The sequence below is a fragment of the Parasphingorhabdus marina DSM 22363 genome, from assembly GCF_900128895.1.
GTDB classification, from domain to species: domain Bacteria; phylum Pseudomonadota; class Alphaproteobacteria; order Sphingomonadales; family Sphingomonadaceae; genus Parasphingorhabdus; species Parasphingorhabdus marina.
Map to the genome: position 1 here is coordinate 989,955 of NZ_FSQW01000001.1, position 18,126 is coordinate 1,008,080.

General features: G+C 59.1%; 18 protein-coding genes. 12 read left to right on the plus strand and 6 right to left on the minus strand.

The genetic code is table 11. The annotated features are described in order from the left end of the window. The first annotated feature begins 80 nt into the window (after positions 1–80). Both BUQ90_RS04995 and BUQ90_RS05000 read left to right on the plus strand, forming a co-directional pair. Positions 81–284, plus strand: coding sequence for a hypothetical protein (locus tag BUQ90_RS04995; RefSeq protein ID WP_084192492.1), 204 nt, complete (start codon positions 81–83; stop codon positions 282–284). A gap of 75 nt (positions 285–359) precedes the next feature. Next, positions 360–1,730 (plus strand): PQQ-dependent sugar dehydrogenase, encoded by a 1,371-nt coding sequence (locus BUQ90_RS05000; RefSeq protein ID WP_074203985.1) that lies wholly within the window; start codon positions 360–362, stop codon positions 1,728–1,730. 3 nt (positions 1,731–1,733) lie between these two features. Here the strand turns inward: BUQ90_RS05000 and BUQ90_RS05005 are convergent, their stop codons facing one another. Together BUQ90_RS05005 and BUQ90_RS05010 are read right to left on the minus strand one after the other, a co-directional pair. Further along, entirely contained in the window at positions 1,734–2,564 is an 831-nt protein-coding gene (locus BUQ90_RS05005) for an ATP-binding protein (protein WP_204244734.1), read from the minus strand. A 1-nt stretch (position 2,565) separates the two neighbouring features. After that, the gene (locus BUQ90_RS05010) at positions 2,566–4,317 is read right to left on the minus strand and encodes an acyl-CoA dehydrogenase family protein (RefSeq protein ID WP_074203986.1); all 1,752 of its coding nucleotides are present in this window, start codon (positions 4,315–4,317) and stop codon (positions 2,566–2,568) included. Positions 4,318–4,369: 52 nt separating this feature from the next. On the opposite strand from BUQ90_RS05010, the gene BUQ90_RS05015 reads away from it, so the two are divergent. The 7 genes from BUQ90_RS05015 (at position 4,370) to BUQ90_RS05045 (ending at position 12,273) form a co-directional block, all read left to right on the plus strand. Beyond that, complete coding sequence (locus BUQ90_RS05015) at positions 4,370–5,329, plus strand: L-threonylcarbamoyladenylate synthase (RefSeq protein ID WP_074203987.1); 960 nt, start codon at positions 4,370–4,372, stop codon at positions 5,327–5,329. A gap of 121 nt (positions 5,330–5,450) precedes the next feature. After that, positions 5,451–6,173, plus strand: a complete 723-nt coding sequence (gene aqpZ, locus BUQ90_RS05020) for an aquaporin Z (RefSeq protein WP_074204895.1) — start codon at positions 5,451–5,453, stop codon at positions 6,171–6,173. A 137-nt stretch (positions 6,174–6,310) separates the two neighbouring features. Then, complete coding sequence (locus BUQ90_RS05025) at positions 6,311–7,360, plus strand: efflux RND transporter periplasmic adaptor subunit (protein ID WP_074203988.1); 1,050 nt, start codon at positions 6,311–6,313, stop codon at positions 7,358–7,360. 36 nt (positions 7,361–7,396) lie between these two features. Beyond that, positions 7,397–10,498 (plus strand): efflux RND transporter permease subunit, encoded by a 3,102-nt coding sequence (locus BUQ90_RS05030; protein WP_074203989.1) that lies wholly within the window; start codon positions 7,397–7,399, stop codon positions 10,496–10,498. An 18-nt stretch (positions 10,499–10,516) separates the two neighbouring features. After that, a complete protein-coding gene (msrA, locus tag BUQ90_RS05035) occupies positions 10,517–11,044 on the plus strand; it encodes a peptide-methionine (S)-S-oxide reductase MsrA (RefSeq protein ID WP_074204896.1) in 528 nt (175 codons plus the stop codon). A gap of 4 nt (positions 11,045–11,048) precedes the next feature. Beyond that, positions 11,049–11,924: a UTP--glucose-1-phosphate uridylyltransferase gene (locus tag BUQ90_RS05040; protein ID WP_204244773.1), complete on the plus strand. Its 876-nt coding sequence runs from the start codon at positions 11,049–11,051 to the stop codon at positions 11,922–11,924. Positions 11,925–12,006: 82 nt separating this feature from the next. Then, entirely contained in the window at positions 12,007–12,273 is a 267-nt protein-coding gene (locus BUQ90_RS05045; protein ID WP_143182722.1) for a DUF6726 family protein, read from the plus strand. Here the strand turns inward: BUQ90_RS05045 and BUQ90_RS05050 are convergent, their stop codons facing one another. Both BUQ90_RS05050 and BUQ90_RS05055 read right to left on the minus strand, forming a co-directional pair. After that, a complete protein-coding gene (locus tag BUQ90_RS05050; protein WP_074203992.1) occupies positions 12,274–13,281 on the minus strand; it encodes a M48 family metallopeptidase in 1,008 nt (335 codons plus the stop codon). Next, complete coding sequence (locus tag BUQ90_RS05055) at positions 13,282–13,962, minus strand: LysE family translocator (protein ID WP_143182723.1); 681 nt, start codon at positions 13,960–13,962, stop codon at positions 13,282–13,284. It lies immediately after the preceding gene. 210 nt (positions 13,963–14,172) lie between these two features. On the opposite strand from BUQ90_RS05055, the gene BUQ90_RS05060 reads away from it, so the two are divergent. After that, positions 14,173–14,793, plus strand: coding sequence for a hypothetical protein (locus tag BUQ90_RS05060; protein WP_074204897.1), 621 nt, complete (start codon positions 14,173–14,175; stop codon positions 14,791–14,793). Between the two features lie 22 nt (positions 14,794–14,815). On the opposite strand, the gene BUQ90_RS05065 is transcribed toward BUQ90_RS05060, so the two are convergent. Then, positions 14,816–15,706 carry a LysR family transcriptional regulator gene (locus BUQ90_RS05065; protein WP_074203994.1) on the minus strand — a complete coding sequence of 297 codons (891 nt, stop codon included), beginning with the start codon at positions 15,704–15,706 and terminating at the stop codon, positions 14,816–14,818. A 126-nt stretch (positions 15,707–15,832) separates the two neighbouring features. On the opposite strand from BUQ90_RS05065, the gene BUQ90_RS05070 reads away from it, so the two are divergent. Both BUQ90_RS05070 and wrbA read left to right on the plus strand, forming a co-directional pair. Beyond that, positions 15,833–16,552: a pirin family protein gene (locus tag BUQ90_RS05070; protein ID WP_074203995.1), complete on the plus strand. Its 720-nt coding sequence runs from the start codon at positions 15,833–15,835 to the stop codon at positions 16,550–16,552. A 74-nt stretch (positions 16,553–16,626) separates the two neighbouring features. After that, positions 16,627–17,226, plus strand: a complete 600-nt coding sequence (gene wrbA / locus BUQ90_RS05075; RefSeq protein WP_074203996.1) for an NAD(P)H:quinone oxidoreductase — start codon at positions 16,627–16,629, stop codon at positions 17,224–17,226. Between the two features lie 70 nt (positions 17,227–17,296). On the opposite strand, the gene BUQ90_RS17385 is transcribed toward wrbA, so the two are convergent. Then, the gene (locus tag BUQ90_RS17385; RefSeq protein ID WP_084192494.1) at positions 17,297–17,953 is read right to left on the minus strand and encodes a PEPxxWA-CTERM sorting domain-containing protein; all 657 of its coding nucleotides are present in this window, start codon (positions 17,951–17,953) and stop codon (positions 17,297–17,299) included. Positions 17,954–18,126 lie beyond the last annotated feature (173 nt).

The window sequence follows — 18,126 nt, forward strand, 5'->3', positions numbered from 1 at the left end:
ACACATTGGTGAACAAATTCTTGCGTCCGCGATATTCATGAGCACTGGTCAATTGGCGATCGGCATGGCATGGGCCGGGCATGCAATCCGATGACAATCCCGATGTGACAGAAGCCGGCGGTTCACCATCACCCAATGCCGGCGGCTTTTTCCTGGCGGCCGGATGTATTGGCGGTGTCATTGTCGGGAGTTTTCTGGGCCAGCCGTCAATCGGTTTTCTTGCCGGTCTGGGACTGGGCGGTCTCGTCGCACTGGCGATGTGGCTTCGTGACCGGAACCGGTAAGCGAACGCAATTTCGTACGTTTAAACCCTTCACCGGGTGCTTGTCAGGACGGTGCGGGCTTCCTATTGTCGGGTTATGCTGAAACATCTGAGAAACCTGATCATCCTGTTCGTTATTTTGGGCGCGGGAGCCTTTTATTATCTCTCGCAAGGGGACACCGCCCGTCTCCCGCTTGAGGCGACAACCGGTGTGGTCCCTGAGATTACCAATGTCCGGGTCGAGAATTTTCCGACCATCAATGTCGCCGAAGCTGATCCGTGGCAGGAGGGCGAAGCGCCGGTCGCGGCTGACGGGCTGACCGTGGCGCGGTTTGCTGACGGTCTGGATCATCCCCGGACGATGTTGCGGCTGCCCAATGGCGACATCCTGGTGGCCGAAACCAACAGCCCGCCACGGACAATGGGCGGGATTGAAGGCTGGGTCATGCGCAACCTGATGAGCAAGGCCGGGGCGGGTACGGAATCTGCCAACCGGATTACCTTGCTCCGCGACAGCGATGGCGACGGCACTGCGGAAGACCGTTTTGCCTATCTGGAAAATCTCAATTCCCCGTTTGGCATGGCTCTGGTCGGTGAGACGCTATATGTGGCGAACACCAATGAAGTTCTTGCCTTTCCTTATGTTGAAGGTGAAACGCGGATCACGGCAGAGGGACGCAAGGTCGCGAACCTCAATGCCGTGGCCCCCAATAATCACTGGACACGGGGGTTGATCGCCAGCCCGGACGGCCAGTATCTCTTTGTGTCCGTCGGCTCGAACAGCAATATCGGTGAAAACGGGATGGAGACCGAAACAGAACGCGCGGCGATCCTGCGCGTCGAACTCGCGACCAATGAGAAAATTGTCTATGCCGATGGCCTGCGCAATCCCGTGGGCATGGCCTATGAACCGCGAACCGCAAAGCTGTTCACGGTGGTCAATGAGCGCGACATGCTGGGCAGTGACATGGTGCCGGACTATCTCACCGAAGTGCGGTTTGCTGCGCATTATGGCTGGCCCTGGCATTTCTGGGGCGGACATATCGATCCCCGTGTCGAGCCCAAAAATCTCGATCATCGCCAGTATGAACGTCGCCCCGACTATGGACTGGGCGCGCATGTTGCGCCGCTGGGTCTGGCATTTGCGAACGGGCAGGACCTGGGCGAACCGTTTGTGAACGGTGCCGTGGTGGCGCGTCACGGGTCATGGAACCGCAAGCCGCTGGCGGGCTATGACGTGATATTCGTGGATTTCAACGAAAAGGGCGAACCGGTGGGCAAACCGACCATTTTGCTCGAGGGCTTTGTCGATGAAGACGACAAGGCCCAGGGGCGGCCGACGATGGTCGAATTTGATCAGACGGGTGCCTTGCTGGTGTCCGATGATGTCGGCGGAGTCATCTGGCGAGTGTCCCGGGAGGGGGCGGATACTGCATCCGGTCCGGCAGCGGAAAGCGAAGCGCAATAGGCGTCAGTCCAGGGTCTTTCCGGCCCTCCCGGCCAGTTCAACAATATATTGCCAGGCGACACGCCCGGACTGGTTCCCTCTCTGCCGCGCCCATTGCAGCGCGTCGGCCGGGTCAAATTCCAGTTCATGGACTTCGGCATAGCGGGTGACCATCGCGAGATAGTCGTCCGGTGATGCCGCATGAAAGCCGAGGCGGATGCCGAACCGGTCGGATAGCGCCAGCTTGTCGTCCAGTATATCGCGGGGGTGGACGGGATCATCCTGTTCGGACATGTGGCGCGGGACGATATGCCGCCGGTTGGCCGTGACATAGAGCCGGACATTGTCCGGCCGCTCCGATGCACCGCCTTCGAGCAGGGATCGCAGCAATCGTGCTGCGCTTTCGTCGCCATCAAATCCCATATCATCGATAAACAGCAGGAAAGCCCTGTCGATGCCCGACAGCTGGCGGAAGAGATCGGGCAGGCTGTCCAGCCGGTCGGCCGAGGCTTCAACCAGCGCCAGGTCTGCCCCGTCGCCTTGCAGGGCACCTGCAACAGATTTGACCAGTGCCGACTTCCCCATGCCCCGGGAGCCCCATAACAGGACATCATGGGCAGCGAATCCCTCGGCAAAGCGCTGGCTGTTTTCGAGCAAGCGGGATTTCTGTTCGTCGATACCGGTCAGAAGATCGAGATCCAGCGGCGCGAATTCCGCAACCGGCCGCATAGCCTGGCCATCCCAGTACCAGGCATTCCCGTCGCCAGGATCGGCGGGAGCTTGAGCGGGAGGAGACAGCCGGTCGAGCGCATTCGCAATGCGCTCCAGAACGTCCCGGATATCCCCGTCCGCCATGTCAGGCGGACAGTGCGTCGCTGTCGAGCGCGTAGAGAATATCTGCGCCGCTCATTGCAGCCGGCTTGAGGCCCATGGCTTCGGGGACAAGATGATCGAGATAATAGCGTGTGGTCACCAGTTTGGCCTGCAGGAACGGATCGGAACCATCGCCGGGTTCGGACCGGGCAATTTCATGCTGCTGTTTCATCAACATGCCGCATGTTGCAGTCGCCAGCATGGTCATGAACGGATAGCTGCCGGCCAGCCGGTCATCGATGGAGGCCTCACCGCCGCTCATCCATATGGCGACATCTTCCACGGCCTGCGCGAGAGCCGACAGGGCGGGTTCGTCTCCGGCGGACAATTTGATCTCGGCAAGCAGGCTGTTCATCGCTTCGCCGCCATCCAGACCCAGCTTCCGGCCGACAAGATCAGCAGCCTGAATGCCATTTGTGCCCTCATAGATCGGCGCAATCCGGGCATCCCGGAAATGCTGTGCCGCGCCGGTTTCCTCGACAAAACCCATGCCGCCATGGACCTGCACGCCAATCGACGCCACTTCATTACCGACATCCGTGCCATATCCCTTGATCAGCGGGGTCAGGATTTCGGCGCGCGCTTTGGCTCCTTCGAGACCCAGCGTCGCGCGATCGACATGCGAGGTGGCATAGTAGAGCAGAGCCCTTGTAGCCTGGGTCAGCGACCGGGACCGCAGCAACATGCGGCGAACATCGGGATGTTCGATAATTGCCACCGGATCCTTGCTACCGCTGCCGGCACGCGCTGACTGAACGCGTTCGGTTGCATAGCCAATCGCCTGTTGTGTGGCCCGTTCGGAAATCTGGACGCCCTGCGAACCGACATTGATTCGGGCATTGTTCATCATCGTGAACATCGCCTTCATCCCGCCAAATTCGCCGCCGATCATTTCACCATAGCATTCATCCTTTTCGCCATAGGCCATCACGCATGTCGGCGAGGCGTGGATACCCAGCTTGTGCTCGATCGATACGCAGGTCACATCATTGGGTTCAGCCACGTTACCATCGGCATCAAGATGATTTTTCGGCACGATGAACAGCGAAATACCGCGGGTACCTTCCGGCGCCCCGGGGGTCCGGGCGAGGACCAGATGGATGATATTTTCGGTCAGGTCATGTTCGCCGAAGGTGATGTAGATTTTCTGGCCCTTGATCCGGTATTTGCCAGCATGCGGGCCGTCAGTCACCGGTTCGGCGGTGGCGCGGAGCGCGCCGACATCCGATCCGGCCTGCGGTTCGGTCAGGTTCATCGTGCCGGTCCATGCCCCCGATATCAGGTTGGGGAGATAGCGGGCCTTTTGCTCATCGCTGCCATGGGCGTGAATCGCCTCCACTGCGCCAAAGCTGAGCATCGGGCACAGGGTGAATGCGAAATTCGCCGCACCGCAAGTTTCCAGGATCAGCGCCGACAGCGAATAGGGCAGGCCCTGTCCGTCAAATTCTTCGGGTCCGTCAATCGAGGCCCAGCCACCGGCGACAAATTCGTCATAGGCCTTCCGAAAGCCATCGGGCATGGTGACTGCGCCGTCTTTCCACTGCGCGCCGACCGTATCACCCGTCCGGTTCAGCGGGGCGAACTCTCCCATCGCGAACTGGCCTATGCCTTCGACAATCGCCTCGACCATGTCTTCGCTGGCATTTGCAAATCGCTCATGCTCGGCCAGTTCGCCGATTTTCGCGATATGCTTGAGAACGAAAATCTGTTCCCGGCTGGGTGCTCTGAAATCCATGAAATTCTATTCCGCTATTGCTTGAAATCCTGCTGCGCTATAGCGCCCAATCATGTCTGGCTCAAATGATCATATTGCGGAAAATGCGAGACGCTACGGCAAGCTTGCGATAGCGGAAGCCGCGCGGCTCCTGCAGGCAGGAAAGCTGGTCGCGGTTCCGACTGAAACGGTTTATGGGCTGGCGGCAGATTCGACGAACCCGGAGGCGGTGGCCGGAATCTATCGAACCAAGGGCCGGCCGGACTTCAATCCGCTGATCGTACATGTTCCAGACCTCGATGCGGCATTGCGGATTGGCGAATTCCATCCTCTCGCCCGTCAGCTGGCCGACAAGTTCTGGCCCGGACCTCTCACTCTGGTCGTAACGCTCCGGCCCGATGCGGGCATTTCCCCGGCGGTGACCGCTGGTCTCGATACCATCGCTTTGCGATGCCCTGCGCATCCGGTCATGCAGGAACTGTTACGGGATTCCGGACTGTTTCTGGCCGCGCCATCGGCCAACCGCAGCGGTGGCATCAGTCCGACCACGGCCGATCATGTGCGAACCAGTCTGGGGCCCGCCGCACCCGCTATTCTGGATGCGGGGGCCTGCTCCAGCGGGCTGGAATCCACGATTATCACGACAATGGGCGAGGATTATACAATATTGCGCCCTGGCCCGGTCAGCCCTGAAGATCTCGAGAAAGTTGCTGGACGAAAAGCTGTTGCCCCTAAGAACAAGGGGATCCAGTCGCCGGGGCAACTTGCCAGTCACTATGCGCCATCGAAACCGCTGCGACTGGACGCACTGGACGCCAGTCCGGAGGAATTCCATATCGGGTTCGGAGACGTGCCTGGCGATGCGAACCTGTCTGCTGCGGGCGATCTCGCCGAAGCGGCCAGCCGGCTCTATGCCCTGCTCCATCAGGCGGATGCCAGTGACAGACCGGCCATCGCGGTTGCTCCCGTCCCTGTGCACGGCGCGGGCCTAGCGATTGCCGACCGGCTGGCACGAGCGGCGTTCCGGTCGTAAACGCCAGGATACACCTGTTTACAGGCCCCGGTTTGAGCCTGCCACCCAAATGCTGTACTATCGCGCCGTCATCGCAAGATATGACGTTCAAAATGAAGGCAAATTTGAGGGGATGCGCATCATGACTGCAGTTCAAAAATCGCTTGCGGAATTTCTGGGAACATTCTGGCTGGTATTCGGTGGGTGCGGGAGTGCCGTTATCGCCGCCGCTTTTCCCGAAGTCGGGATCGGATTGCTGGGCGTATCCCTGGCTTTTGGCCTGACAGTCGTCACCATGGCCTATGCCATTGGTCATATCAGCGGATGCCATCTCAATCCGGCGGTAACGCTGGGTCTCTGGGCCGGTGGCCGCTTCCCGGCCAACGAGATTCCGGTCTATATCATCGCGCAGGTCGTGGGGGCCGTCGCCGCCGCCGCGGCGCTGTATCTCATTGCTACCGGCAATGCCGATTATGATCTTGCGACCAATGGCCTTGCAGCCAATGGCGTCGGGGAGAAGTCCCCGGGCGGCTATGCGATGGGCGCCGGGTTCGCGATTGAAGTCTTGCTGACCTTCTTTTTCCTGATGATCATCCTCGGCGCCACGGACGGACGAGCCCCAGCCGGTTTCGCCCCGCTGGCGATCGGTCTTGGCCTGACACTCATCCACCTGATCAGCATCCCGGTCACAAACACGTCGGTCAATCCGGCGCGGAGCACCGGGCCCGCACTGATCGAAGGCGGGATCGCCCTGTCGCAACTCTGGATATTCTGGGTGGCTCCGATCATTGGCGCCATCCTTGCCGGCTTTGCCTACAAAATCGTGGGTGGCAGCGGACAGGATGTGACCGGTACCGAGGAATAACAGAAAACGGATGACGGGAAGGAAGTCCTGAACGGCCTTCCTTCCGCCCTGTTTTGAGTTGCATAATGCAATTTTTATTGGACCACGAGCGCGGGTTGGGCAATAAAGGTGCACCAAAGGGGTGTTGTTTGCTCGAGATGGTGGGTTTCCGGCGAGAATATCTGGCGTTATTTGGCGCCCTCCTTCTGATGGCCTGTGCGGCTCAGAAAGAGGAAGAAGTCAAACAGACCGATCCGATACCGGCTGCCGTCTCCGCCGCCAGCCCGGCTGCCGAAACCGAAATCATTACCTCCGCCGGAACCGTCCGGCTGCGCCGGGAAACCGAACTGGGCTTTACGACAGCCGGACAGGTCGCGAGTGTTCGCTATGACGAAGGCGACCGGGTCCGCAAGGGCGCGGTGCTGGCCGCGCTCGATACCAGCACTGTATCCGCCGATCTGGAGGCTGCCAGAGCCGAACAGGACCGGGCAGAAGCGCAGCATGAGCGCATGACATCACTCTTTGCCGACGGCTGGGTGACCCGGGCCCAGCTGGAACAGTCCGAAGCCGCGATGCGCGCCTCCCGTGCCAGTGTCCAGGCCAGCCGCTTTGCCAGCAACACCTCGCGGATCATCGCTCCCGGCAACGGTATTCTGCTGACACGCAATATTGATGCCGGCCAGATTGTCGCTGCCGGCCAGACGGTCATGATATTTGGTGAAACCGGCAAGGGTTTTTTGCTGCGTGTTCCGATGACTGACGATGTGGCCGCGCGGGTGCGCGTGGGCATGCCGGCCCAGGTGACCATCCCCGCGGTTCAGGAAAGTCCGATCGATGCGGTCGTCGCCGAAAAGGACGGGCGGGCGGATCCGCGGACCGGTACCTTTGATGTCGGGTTCCTGCTGCCGGCCAGTGACCGCTTGCGGTCCGGGCAACTTGGCTCGGTGGATATCCAGGTCGCGCGCGGGGCCAATAGTGCCATATCCATTCCCTCGACCGCCATATTCGGTATCCGGTCCGGCGAGGGACTGGTTTTTGCGGTCGACAAGGAAAATCGCGTCAAACAGCGCGCGGTGGTCATCGGGTCGCTGCATGATGACCGTATCGAGATTGCTTCGGGGCTCAAGGAAGGCGACCTGATCGTCACCCGGGGAGTCGAGGATCTGCGCGATGGAGATCTGATCAAGCCGATACGAGCGGCCCAGTGAGCGCCATATTCCTGACCGGGTCTCTGGAGGACTGAGATGCTCGCCCGGTTTGTCATAGAACGCTGGCAACTGACCTTCGTCATGTTCCTGCTGATGTCGGTCCTCGGCGTCTTCGCGCTCAACAACATTACCAGGGCGGTCGATCCGCATTTCCCGATTCCGTCGGTGACGGTGATCGCCATTCTCCCCGGTGCGGATGCACAGGACATGGAAGAAACAGTGGCGAAGCCGATCGAGGACGTCGTGCAAGGGCTGGATGATGTTGTCGAAATAGAATCGACCAGTACCGATGGCGGGACCATCGTGCGCGTGGAGTTCAGTGAATGGTCCGGCGATGTCGACGGCTATTTTGATGATGTGGTCCGGGAAGTGTCGGCGATCCGGGACCAGTTGCCGGACAATCTGGCGCGGCTGGAATACCGCAAATTCCGGACCACCGAAGCCGCGGTTATCCAGCTGGCGATGGTCAGCGACACGGCCTCCTGGCGCCGGATGGAAAAATATGCTGACGATCTGGTCGACAATCTGAGTCGCTATGACGGTGTGCGGGAAGCGCGGATCTTTGGTTTGCCGGACCCGGAAGTCAGCGTGATCATCGATTCCCGGCGACTGTCGGAACTGAGAGTTCCGCCCAGTGCCGTCGCCGATGCACTGCGCCAGGGCGGCATGGAAATGCCGGGTGGTGCGGTACAGAGCGGCGGACGCCGGTTGAATGTCGAGGCTGGCGGTGCCTATCGGGATCTCGACTCGATCCGGTCGCTGCCGTTGCGCGCCTCGGACGGAACGGTACTGAAAGTCGAAGATGTCGCCGACGTCGAATGGGGTGCGGACGAGCAGATTTATCGGACCAGGCATCAGGGCAAACGGGCGGTATTCATCACTGCGACCCAGAAAGACGGGATCGACGTGACCCGGCTGAAGGAGCAGCTGGATGTCGAGCTCGACCAGGCCAGAGCCTTGCTGCCCCCGGACATTCGACTGGAAATGCAGTTCGACCAGAGCAAGGATGTCGAGCGGCGGCTGAGCGAACTGGCCCGCGATTTCATGATTGCCATCGGGCTCGTGATTTTCACCTTGCTGCCGCTTGGGCTCAGAGCGTCGGGGATTGTCATGATCTCGATCCCGCTGTCGCTCGCATCGGGACTGCTCGTGCTATATGCGATGGGCTATAATCTCAGCCAGCTCTCCATCGCAGGCTTCATCGTGTCGCTGGGATTGCTGGTGGATGACAGCATCGTGGTCACGGAAAATATCGCCCGTCATCTGCGCATGGGGAAATCCCGGAAGCAGGCTGCAATCGATGCCAGCCTGGAGATTCGGGCAGCGGTGATCGGATCGACCTTTGTGCTGGTGTTCGCTTTTGCACCGCTGCTGTACCTGCCCGGTGGCGCCGGATCCTATACCCGCTCCTTCTTCATCTCGATCATGGCGACGGTGCTGGCCTCACTGGTGATTTCCCTGTCGCTGATCCCGTTCCTGGCGAGCCGGATGCTGCGCCGCGACGAGGATCCGGAAGGCAATGTCGCGCTGCAATGGGTGAACGGCAAGATCCACAAGTTCTACCGGCCGTTTCTGCATGTGGCGCTGGGGGCACCCTGGAAAACGGTGATCATTGCGCTGGTGCTGTGCCTCTCGGCCTTCGCCCTGGTGCCGCGCATGGGCTTTTCGCTCTTCCCGTTTGCAGACGCGCCCTATTTTCGGGTGTCGGTGGAAACCGAACAGGGCAGCAGTCTCGACCGGACCGAATCTGTCGTCACCGAAGTGTCAGAGATCCTCGCCAGAGAGCCCACGATCAAGGTCCGGGCTGAGAATATAGGCAATGGCAATCCCCAGGTTTTCTACAATGTCGGGCCGCGAGCCGAACGCACCAATTATGGCGAGATTCTTGCCGTGATGGATGAATGGGATAACAGTGAAAGCCCGGAAATGGTGCGGCGATTGCGCGAAGAACTGGACAAGATCCCCGGCGCCCGGATCAAGGTGGAGCTGTTCAACAACGGCCCGCCGGTCGAGGCGCCGATTGTGTTCCGGATCAGTGGACCGCAACTGGATGTGCTGAAAGACCTGTCGCAGCAAGTCGCCGATATCTTGCGCGACACCCCTGGAGCACGGGACATTGTCAATCCGCTTGCAACCGACAAGATCGATCTGGATATCGGGCTGGACCAGAACAAGGCGGCGTTGCTGGATATCCCGCCAGGCGAGCCGCGCCGGGCCATAAGGCTGGCGCTGAGCGGCGAACGCGCGGCTTTCTATCGCGACGAAGAGGGCGACAATTACCCGGTGACGGTGCGGCTGCCGCTCGACAACAGCCAGCCGGTTTCGGCACTGGACGATATCTACCTCGCCACGCGCGGCGGAGACCCGGTGCCCCTGTCGCAGGTGTCGAACCCGGTTCTCACCAATGTCGTGCCCGAGATTTCCCGTAATCAGCTCGAACGGGTGGTGTCGGTTACCGCGCAGGTGGAATATGACCGCGTCCCGGCAACCGTCAACAATACGGCCTTGCAGAAGATCAGACAGATCGAATTTCCGGAGGGCTATGAATTTGCTGTCGGCGGGGAAACCGAAGCCATCGGCGAGACATTTGGCGATTTCGGCCCGATCATTGCCACGGCGCTGTTGCTGATCTTCGGCATACTCGTGGCCGAGTTCGGCCGTTTCCGGGAAACCATTGTGGTCGCCGGTGTCGTTCCGCTGGGCACTTTTGGTGGCCTCATCGCGCTCTATATCACCGGCAATTCGCTCAGCTTCATGGCGATTATCGGGTTTATTGCCCTGGTCGGGATCGAGATCAAAAACTCCATTCTTCTCGTCGACTTCACGACCCAGCTGCGGGAACGCGGCATGGCATTGCGGCCAGCGATCGAGGAGGCTGGCGAAGTCCGGTTCCTGCCGGTGTTGCTGACATCGATTACCGCTATTGGGGGCCTGTTGCCGCTCGCGCTGCTGGGTGGCTCGCTTTATGCCCCCGTGGCGATCATTATTATCGGCGGCCTGATCAGTTCCACCTTGCTTTCTCGCGTTGTCACCCCAGCTATGTATTTGCTGGTTGCGCGGCGCGATGAGGCGCAGCGGCTGGCGAAGGAGCAAAATGGCGGCGAAGGCGAAGATCCTCCGGAACCCGTCACCGCATGACAGGAGAATGAGATGACGATGCAGGAAGCCATATTTGCCGGCGGATGTTTCTGGTGCACGGAAGCGGTTTTCAATGACATTGCCGGCGTAACTGCGGTCGAAAGCGGTTATATTGGCGGCGAAAAGCCCAACCCGACCTATCGCGAAGTCTGTTCGGGCAGCACCGGGCATGCCGAAGCGATCAAGATCGGATTTGATGACTCGGTGGTCAGCTATGCCGATCTGCTGGACATATTCTTTGCTACCCACGATCCCACCCAGCTGAACCGGCAGGGCAATGATATCGGGACCCAGTATCGTTCCGCGATATTTCCGCTGGATGATGCCCAGCGCACCGAAGCCGAGGCCGGTATTGCGCGGGCTGCGGCGGACCGGTCAGAGCCTGTGGTGACAACGATAGAGGGGCCGGCGCCCTGGTATGTTGCCGAAGACTATCATCAGCAATATTGGGCTGACGAAGGGCGCGGAAACCCTTATTGTGTTGCGACAATTCCTCCGAAGCTGCAAAAGCTGCGGACAAGCTTCGCTGACAAACTGAAGGACTAGACCCATTTCCATGAAACCGATCAAAAAAGCCGTGTTCCCTGTTGCCGGTATGGGAACGCGGTTCCTGCCCGCGACCAAGGTGATGCCGAAGGAACTGTTCCCGGTCGTCGACCGGCCCTTGCTGCAATATGCGGTCGATGAAGCGCTTGAAGCCGGGATCGAACAGATGATTTTCGTCAATGGCCGCGGCAAGGGCATGATCGAGGATCATTTCGACATGGCGTTCGAATTGCAGCGCAACATGGGCGACCGCGGCAAGGATCAGTCGATCCTCGACGGCACGCGCCTGAAACCGGGCAATGCGGTCTTTGTCCGACAGCAGGAACCGCTGGGACTGGGCCATGCCATCTGGTGCGCGCGGGACATTATTGGGGATGAACCCTTTGCCATTTTCCTGCCCGACGAATTCATGGTCGGTGAACCGGGCTGCATGAAGCAGATGGTGGATGCCTATGAATCGCTTGGCGGCAATGTTGTTTGTGCGCTGGAGATCCCGATGGAAGACACGTCGTCCTATGGCGTGATTGACCCTGGCAAGCAGGAAGGCCCGATCACCGAAGTGAAGGGGCTGGTCGAGAAACCGGCGGCGGGCACGGCGCCGTCCAATCTGATCCTGCCGGGTCGTTATATATTGCAACCGGAAGTTATGCGTATTCTGGAAACGCAGGAAGCCGGTGCGGGGGGCGAGATCCAGCTCACCGATGCCATGGCGCAAATGATCGGGCAGCAACCCTTTCACGGCATGACTTTCGACGGCAAGCGCTATGACTGCGGGTCAAAGCAGGGCTATGTCGAAGCCAATCTGGCGCTGGCGCTCGCGCATCCGGAAATTGGCGAAGATATCCGCAAGATTGCCGGGGATCTGCTCGCGGGGTCCTGATATCCCGGCCCGGGCTCTGATCATCCGGTCATTCAGCGCCTCTTCATCACATAGCGCGCAGGAGCGGACCAAGGAGATGATCATGCGAAAGACTTCCCTGACTGGCATCATGCTGGTCCCATTTCTGCTCAGCGGCTGTGTGGCCGGCAAGATTATCACTGCGCCGGTGCGTGCGGCCGGGACGGTTGTCGAAACCGCGGTCGATGCCTCGACGCAGACTCAGTCGGAAAAGGAAGAGGACGAAGGGCGTCGGGTTCTGGCCGAGCGCAAGCAGGCACGCGAAGACTGTCTGGACGCGGCGGAAGACAAGCAGGAACGCAAGGCCTGCAAGCAGCAATATCCGGATTGATCAGGGCAGTTTAAGCAAAGGCGGGTGGCGCCCGCTTTCCCCCGCTTCGATGTCTGCCATTTTCTCCAGTTCTTCCTCGAACAGCCCGACCCGCTTTTTCCAGCGATAGTGGGTGGATGCGGAGAATATGCCTTTGCCATGCTCCTTGCCATAGCGGGTCCAGAACCGGATCGCCGCCCGGGGGTCATATCCGGCATTGGCCATCAGCCAGACCGACAGGCGATCTGCTTCTATCTCCGCGGTCCGGATGCGCTTCGCACTTTTGCCGAACTGACCGAAAAACCCGCGATTGACCTTCTGCGCATTGAGCCGGTCCCGATGGCGGAGCAGATTATGGGCCAGTTCGTGCGCCGCAACCGCGGCAAATTCGTCATCGCTCTCGAAATATTCAGCGAGGGTCGATGTGATGCTGACAATCCGGCCGTCGGCAGAGGCCTTCCTTTTCCGGTCCGGCTTGATTTCAAACCGGCTGCGACAGGCTGGTACGGGGGTGAGGCTGGTTTCTATCCTTTGTCCGTCGCGCAACACGGCGATGTTGATAACATTCTGTTCTAGCAGAAACTTGAACCGGTTCAGCCGGTGCAGGCTGTCATTTTTCGGAATTTCTGCCGGCGGGTCGGCTGCGTAATCTTCCAGAGAAAACCCATTGATCGCGATCAGTCCGTCGCCGGCCTGCAACCCGGCCTGATCCGCCGGGCTTCCTGAAACGACCGCATGGATTGTCAATTCCCGGGAGAATCCAAACACCGCACGGGCCGCTTCCGGGTTCCCATATTGCCGGATGTCATGCAGCAAGATTCCGGTTTTCGGCCCGCTGCTTCGGCAAAAGGGCTCGTTGGCCGTAATCAGCCGGTAGCCGATCTGGTGCAGACGCTGATCGAGCGATTGCAGGGCTCGCAAAGCCTCCACTTGCGGTGAGTCCAGAGCGGCTGGCACCTCATCCTGCGCGTGCAGGGGAGTGGTCCACAACAGCAGAAAGGCAAAGAAAAGGCGGATCATTCCCGACATTTAACTCACCATCTCTTTCGGCAAGTTGAATGCGCTTTGCAAGCCGGAGTCCGTCAGATTCCACCAGACCAGGATGAGGGCGGCTCCGATCAGGACAACCGCCGCAATTTTCTGGAAAACAGGCTGGGCCTGATCGGCTTCTCCCAGATTGCGGGCTTTCGAAGCCAGCGCCGCATAGAAAGTCAGTCCGGCGGTTTCCGTGAAGACCGTCAGCCCGGCCAGTATCGCGAACTGCAAAAAGAGATTGCCACTCGGGTCGATGAACGGCGGAATGAATGCGGTATAGAACAGCAATGCCTTGGGGTTGGACATATGTACGGCCAACCCGTTCAGAAATCCCTTCTGGAAACTCGCTGCCCGGGCAGCCTGACTGGCGAGACGGCTGCTACCACCGCGCAGCATCTGCAATCCCATCCATGCCAGATAGGCGACACCTATCCAGCGCAATGCGGCATAGGCGGTTGGGACAGCCTGAATCAGGGCGATCAGACCAAAAGCTGTCAGCGCATACCAGATGAAGTTGCCGATATTGACACCGACGATCGGCCCAAGCGCGCCGCGCATGCCACCCGCTCGCCCGGCAGGCAGAGCATGACTGACCGTGACCATGGTTGCCGGACCCGGTGTGAAGCAGAACATCAGATCGGCGACCAGGAACAGCAGGATGGTTTCTAAAGGCATGATGGAATTGGCGCCATCGGAAGACAGAAACGGAAAAATTCTGCCAAAAGCCTGCACCCCGTTTGATTGCAAATATCGCGAAACCTAAAGCGTTTTCGATGAGCTGGACAGAGGAAATATGACCGGTTCAGTTAAGGGAACGGCGATTTGACAGGCTTCGGACCCCGTGCCACACCCTTTTCGGGCGAGAGGGAGGAAATGATGCGGAACATGCGAACACGGATTCTGTCGTCTGGCATGGCGCTGACGCTGCTTCTGACGGGGTGTGGACAGAACGAAGTCGCTAATGAAACGGGATCCTCGGCGGAGTCCTCAGCCACTGCATTGCCGTCGGAAAACATCACCGAAGCCAGCTTCGGCTGTATCAGTGAACTGACAGCTGTCGACCGGTTCTTCGTCGGCAATCTCAACGGCGACATCGAGGCAACCATTGCCGTGGCGCAGGCTGAAGAAGGCGGGGTCTATCCCCCCGGATCGGTAGTGCAGCTTGTTCCCACTGAGGTGATGGTCAAACGCGCGCCGGGATTCAGCGCGAAAACAAGGGACTGGGAGTTTTTTGATCTCGAGGTGACGGCTGATGGCACCAAAATCCTGACTCGCGGAGCGGACGAAGTGGTCAATCGTTTCGGAAACAGTTGTCTGGAATGCCATGAAAAGGCGCAGCCGCAATTTGATCTGGTCTGCAAAACCGACCATGGCTGCGATCCTATTCCCATCAACGATGTGATGATCCGGGGTTTGCAGAAGACGGATCCGCGTTGTGCGCCGCAAGAACTGACCGCGGAAGAGAAACAGGGCCTCGAGGCGCTGCAGGCAGCGCTTGGCACCTGAAATCCCCGTGGCCACCCGGGCTTCAGCGCAATTGCTCTTTCAGATGATCGATCAGTGCGTTGACCCGCGCCGGGCGCAATGGTGACGGAGGCATAACGATATTGAGATTGATGGGTTCAAAGTCCCAGTCTTTCAATATGCTGACCAGCTCACCCGACCGGAGTTGCTCGTCGACCAGAAAATCCGGCAAATTGCTGATGCCATGACCTGCAACCAGGGCTGCCAGCTCCAGTGAACCGTTGTTGGATCGCATACGGCAATGCGGCTGGACGCTGACTTTCTCGCCATCCGGGCCCGTCAGATGCCATGTTTCGGGTGTGGGCAGATTGGAATAGATGAAGCAGTCATGTTCACTGAGCTCGGACGGATGCCGGGGTGTGCCTTTTCTGTCCAGATAAGCTGGCGAAGCAACAAAATGACGATGGATCGGACGAAGCGCGATAGCCCGCAAACTGCTGTCCGGGAGGGCGCCGATGCGGACCGCGAGATCAAATCCCTCTTCGACCAGATCGACCCGGGCATCGCTCAGTTGCACGTCAATGGCAATTTCCGGATATTTGCTCATGAAATCCGCAATGACCGGTGCGAGGTGGGAGAGGCCATAGCTCAGCGGTGCGGCCATCCGCACCTGGCCTCGCAGGAGATGGGTTGTATCGCGGGCGGCATCCATCGCCGCTTCGCCGTCCAGAGCAATCTGCCGGGCATGCGGCAGCAGGGCATGCCCGGCGCTCGACAGGGAGATTTTGCGGGATGTCCGGTGGAACAGCACCGTATCGAGCCGTTTTTCCAGCCGCGTGATGGCCTTGGACACCGTTGGCTTGGACAGGTTCAGTTCCCCCGCAGCCGCAGTGAAACTGCCCAATCGGGCTACAGCGGCAAATATCGCCCAGGCTTCGAAATCGGGTAAGGACACAGGTCCTTATTATGTAATAATCAGAAACAATCAATTGCAATTCTGTCTATTTAAGAAACAAAAATCTGTGCCTATCTCTTTCTCATCACCGGACAACAGATGCTTGTCCTCAACAGGAGAAAGACCATGATGGAGAAACGCGAATTTGCCGATCTGGCTCATGTCAATCATGACTGGCTTCAGGCCCGTCACCATTTTTCCTTTGGAAAATACTGGGATCCCGACCGGATGGGTTTTGGACCGATCCGGGTGTGGAATGATGACGAGATTGCACCGCAAACGGGATTTCCGATGCACCCCCACCAGAATATGGAAATCATTACCTATGTCCGCAAAGGGGCGATTACCCATCGTGACAATATGGGCAATGAGGGCCGGACCGAGGCCGGAGATGTTCAGGTCATGAGTGCCGGCAGCGGCGTGATGCACAGCGAATATAATCTGGAACATGACGAAACCCGTCTGTTCCAGATCTGGATCGAGCCGCGCGCTGCCGGTGGATCGCCACGCTGGGATGCAAAGGCTTTCCCCCGGGGCAGCCGTTCCGGGAAACTGGAAATTCTGGCCAGCGGTTTTGACAAGGATGTGGAAGCCGGAGCGCTGATGATCCGGGCCGATGCCCGGCTTTACGGTGCGACGCTGCAAAAAGGGCAGACGGTTCATCACGACGTTGCGCCGGGCGATCATCTCTATCTGGTCGGTTCTGCCGGCCGGGTGCTGGTCAATGGCGAGGAAATTGCGGCGCGCGATTCCCTGGCGATCCGTGATGTCGAGACACTGACCATCACCGGGCTGGATGACGAAAGCGAGTTTGTGTTCGTCGAAACGCAGTCCGGAATGCACTGACACCCGCAAGGAGGGGCGCCGTTCCTCTCCCCCGATCGCGGCGCCCCTTCAACCAACAACAAAGGAGAATGAAAATGGCGAAGATACTGGTAGTTTATTACTCATCCTACGGACATGTGGACAGCCTTGCCGAAGCGATAGCCGAAGGCGTCCGGCAGGAAGGTGGCGAAGTCACGATTGGCCGCGTGCCGGAAACCGTGCCTGCGGAAGTTGCCGAAGCATCCGGATTTCGCGCCAATGAAAATCATCCGGTGATCGATCCGGAGACACTGGCGGACTATGATGGCATCATTGTTGGCTCTCCGACACGTTTCGGACGGCTGTCGAGCCAGATGGCATCCTTTTGGGAGCGCACTGGCGGCCTGTGGATGAAAGGGGCCCTGGTCGGCAAGGTTGGGGCGTCGTTCACGTCGACCGGATCCCAGCATGGCGGTCAGGAGACCACCCAGTTTTCGATCCTGAGCAACCTGCTGCATCATGGCATGACGATTGTCGGGCTGGATTACGGCTTTGCCGGGCAGATGGAGGCTGAGGCGGTGATTGGCGGTTCCCCCTATGGTGCCTCGACAATAGCCGGCGGAGACGGCAGCCGGACACCACATGAGATCGATCTCGACGGCGCGCGCTATCTCGGTGCCAGGGTCGCCCGGACGGCGGCGAAGCTGATCGCCTGAACAGGGCAAATGAAAAGCCCCGCCGGATCGTCTCCGGCGGGGCTTTTCATGTTCGGATTGTCAGATCGCCTCAGGCGTAGCTGACTTTCACATTGGTCTTGCGCTGACGGCGCATCGCTCCGCCAATCGCACCAAAGCCCAGGATCATGAATGCCCAGGTAGCGGGTTCCGGAACCGCGCCGACACCTCCAAGGGGTGTCTCGATCCGGATCTCGTTGACACCGAAACTGTCATTACCACCGATGCTGAAAAAGGCGATATCCGCAGCGGCACGCGTGATTTCAAACGTGGTGCGGCCATTCGGTCCCAAGGGCGGGCCATTCAAAGCCGTTTCCAGAAGGTTGTTGTTGATGTCAAACACACTGAGTGTGAGCGAACCATTTGCCGCATTTCCGGCTTCAGCGAAAAAGTAGCTGGTCAATCCCTGAACCAGCGATCCCAGCTGGACAATGCGACCATCAACCGCAGTGACCAGGTCACAATTTCCTGATGCATTGATGCCGCAAAAGGCTTCGGGTGGATCACTGAAAATGCCTTCGGCATTGCCAAAGGTAAAATCAATGCCGGTAGAGATGGTCGCATCTCCGACCGCCTGCACCAGGGCACCACCAGGTGGTGTCAGACTTACGCCCGGCACATTTTGTGCATCCGTGGTAATGATTGCAGCATTCGCGGCCGGCGCAAGAAACGCAGCGGCAGATGCAGCGGCTAACAGATATTTTTTCATAGAATTGTTTCCCTCAGTTCGACGACCCTACCGTAAAACCAGGTTTTTGCGAGATTCGTTACATGCCTCAATGAATCTCTCCTGACCCAGTAGCAGAATTGCCACCTGTGAACAATGGGTTAACCATGGTCGGACCTGCTGTCCCGATTTGGGACAGTCGATTTTGGACAGCA

Excerpts from the sequence above, each read along its gene's own strand:
- BUQ90_RS05045 (WP_143182722.1), top strand. The coding sequence starts at position 12,007 with ATGCGAAAGACTTCCCTGACTGGCATCATGCTGGTCCCATTTCTGCTC.
- BUQ90_RS05000 (WP_074203985.1), top strand. The coding sequence starts at position 360 with ATGCTGAAACATCTGAGAAACCTGATCATCCTGTTCGTTATTTTGGGC.
- BUQ90_RS05015 (WP_074203987.1), top strand. The coding sequence starts at position 4,370 with ATGTCTGGCTCAAATGATCATATTGCGGAAAATGCGAGACGCTACGGC.
- BUQ90_RS05050 (WP_074203992.1), bottom strand. The coding sequence starts at position 13,281 with ATGTCGGGAATGATCCGCCTTTTCTTTGCCTTTCTGCTGTTGTGGACC.
- wrbA (WP_074203996.1), top strand. The coding sequence starts at position 16,627 with ATGGCGAAGATACTGGTAGTTTATTACTCATCCTACGGACATGTGGAC.
- aqpZ (WP_074204895.1), top strand. The coding sequence starts at position 5,451 with ATGACTGCAGTTCAAAAATCGCTTGCGGAATTTCTGGGAACATTCTGG.
- BUQ90_RS05005 (WP_204244734.1), bottom strand. The coding sequence starts at position 2,564 with ATGGCGGACGGGGATATCCGGGACGTTCTGGAGCGCATTGCGAATGCG.
- BUQ90_RS05025 (WP_074203988.1), top strand. The coding sequence starts at position 6,311 with ATGGTGGGTTTCCGGCGAGAATATCTGGCGTTATTTGGCGCCCTCCTT.
- msrA (WP_074204896.1), top strand. The coding sequence starts at position 10,517 with ATGCAGGAAGCCATATTTGCCGGCGGATGTTTCTGGTGCACGGAAGCG.
- BUQ90_RS05030 (WP_074203989.1), top strand. The coding sequence starts at position 7,397 with ATGCTCGCCCGGTTTGTCATAGAACGCTGGCAACTGACCTTCGTCATG.
- BUQ90_RS04995 (WP_084192492.1), top strand. The coding sequence starts at position 81 with ATGCAATCCGATGACAATCCCGATGTGACAGAAGCCGGCGGTTCACCA.
- BUQ90_RS05060 (WP_074204897.1), top strand. The coding sequence starts at position 14,173 with ATGCGAACACGGATTCTGTCGTCTGGCATGGCGCTGACGCTGCTTCTG.
- BUQ90_RS05010 (WP_074203986.1), bottom strand. The coding sequence starts at position 4,317 with ATGGATTTCAGAGCACCCAGCCGGGAACAGATTTTCGTTCTCAAGCAT.
- BUQ90_RS05055 (WP_143182723.1), bottom strand. The coding sequence starts at position 13,962 with ATGCCTTTAGAAACCATCCTGCTGTTCCTGGTCGCCGATCTGATGTTC.
- BUQ90_RS17385 (WP_084192494.1), bottom strand. The coding sequence starts at position 17,953 with ATGAAAAAATATCTGTTAGCCGCTGCATCTGCCGCTGCGTTTCTTGCG.
- BUQ90_RS05070 (WP_074203995.1), top strand. The coding sequence starts at position 15,833 with ATGATGGAGAAACGCGAATTTGCCGATCTGGCTCATGTCAATCATGAC.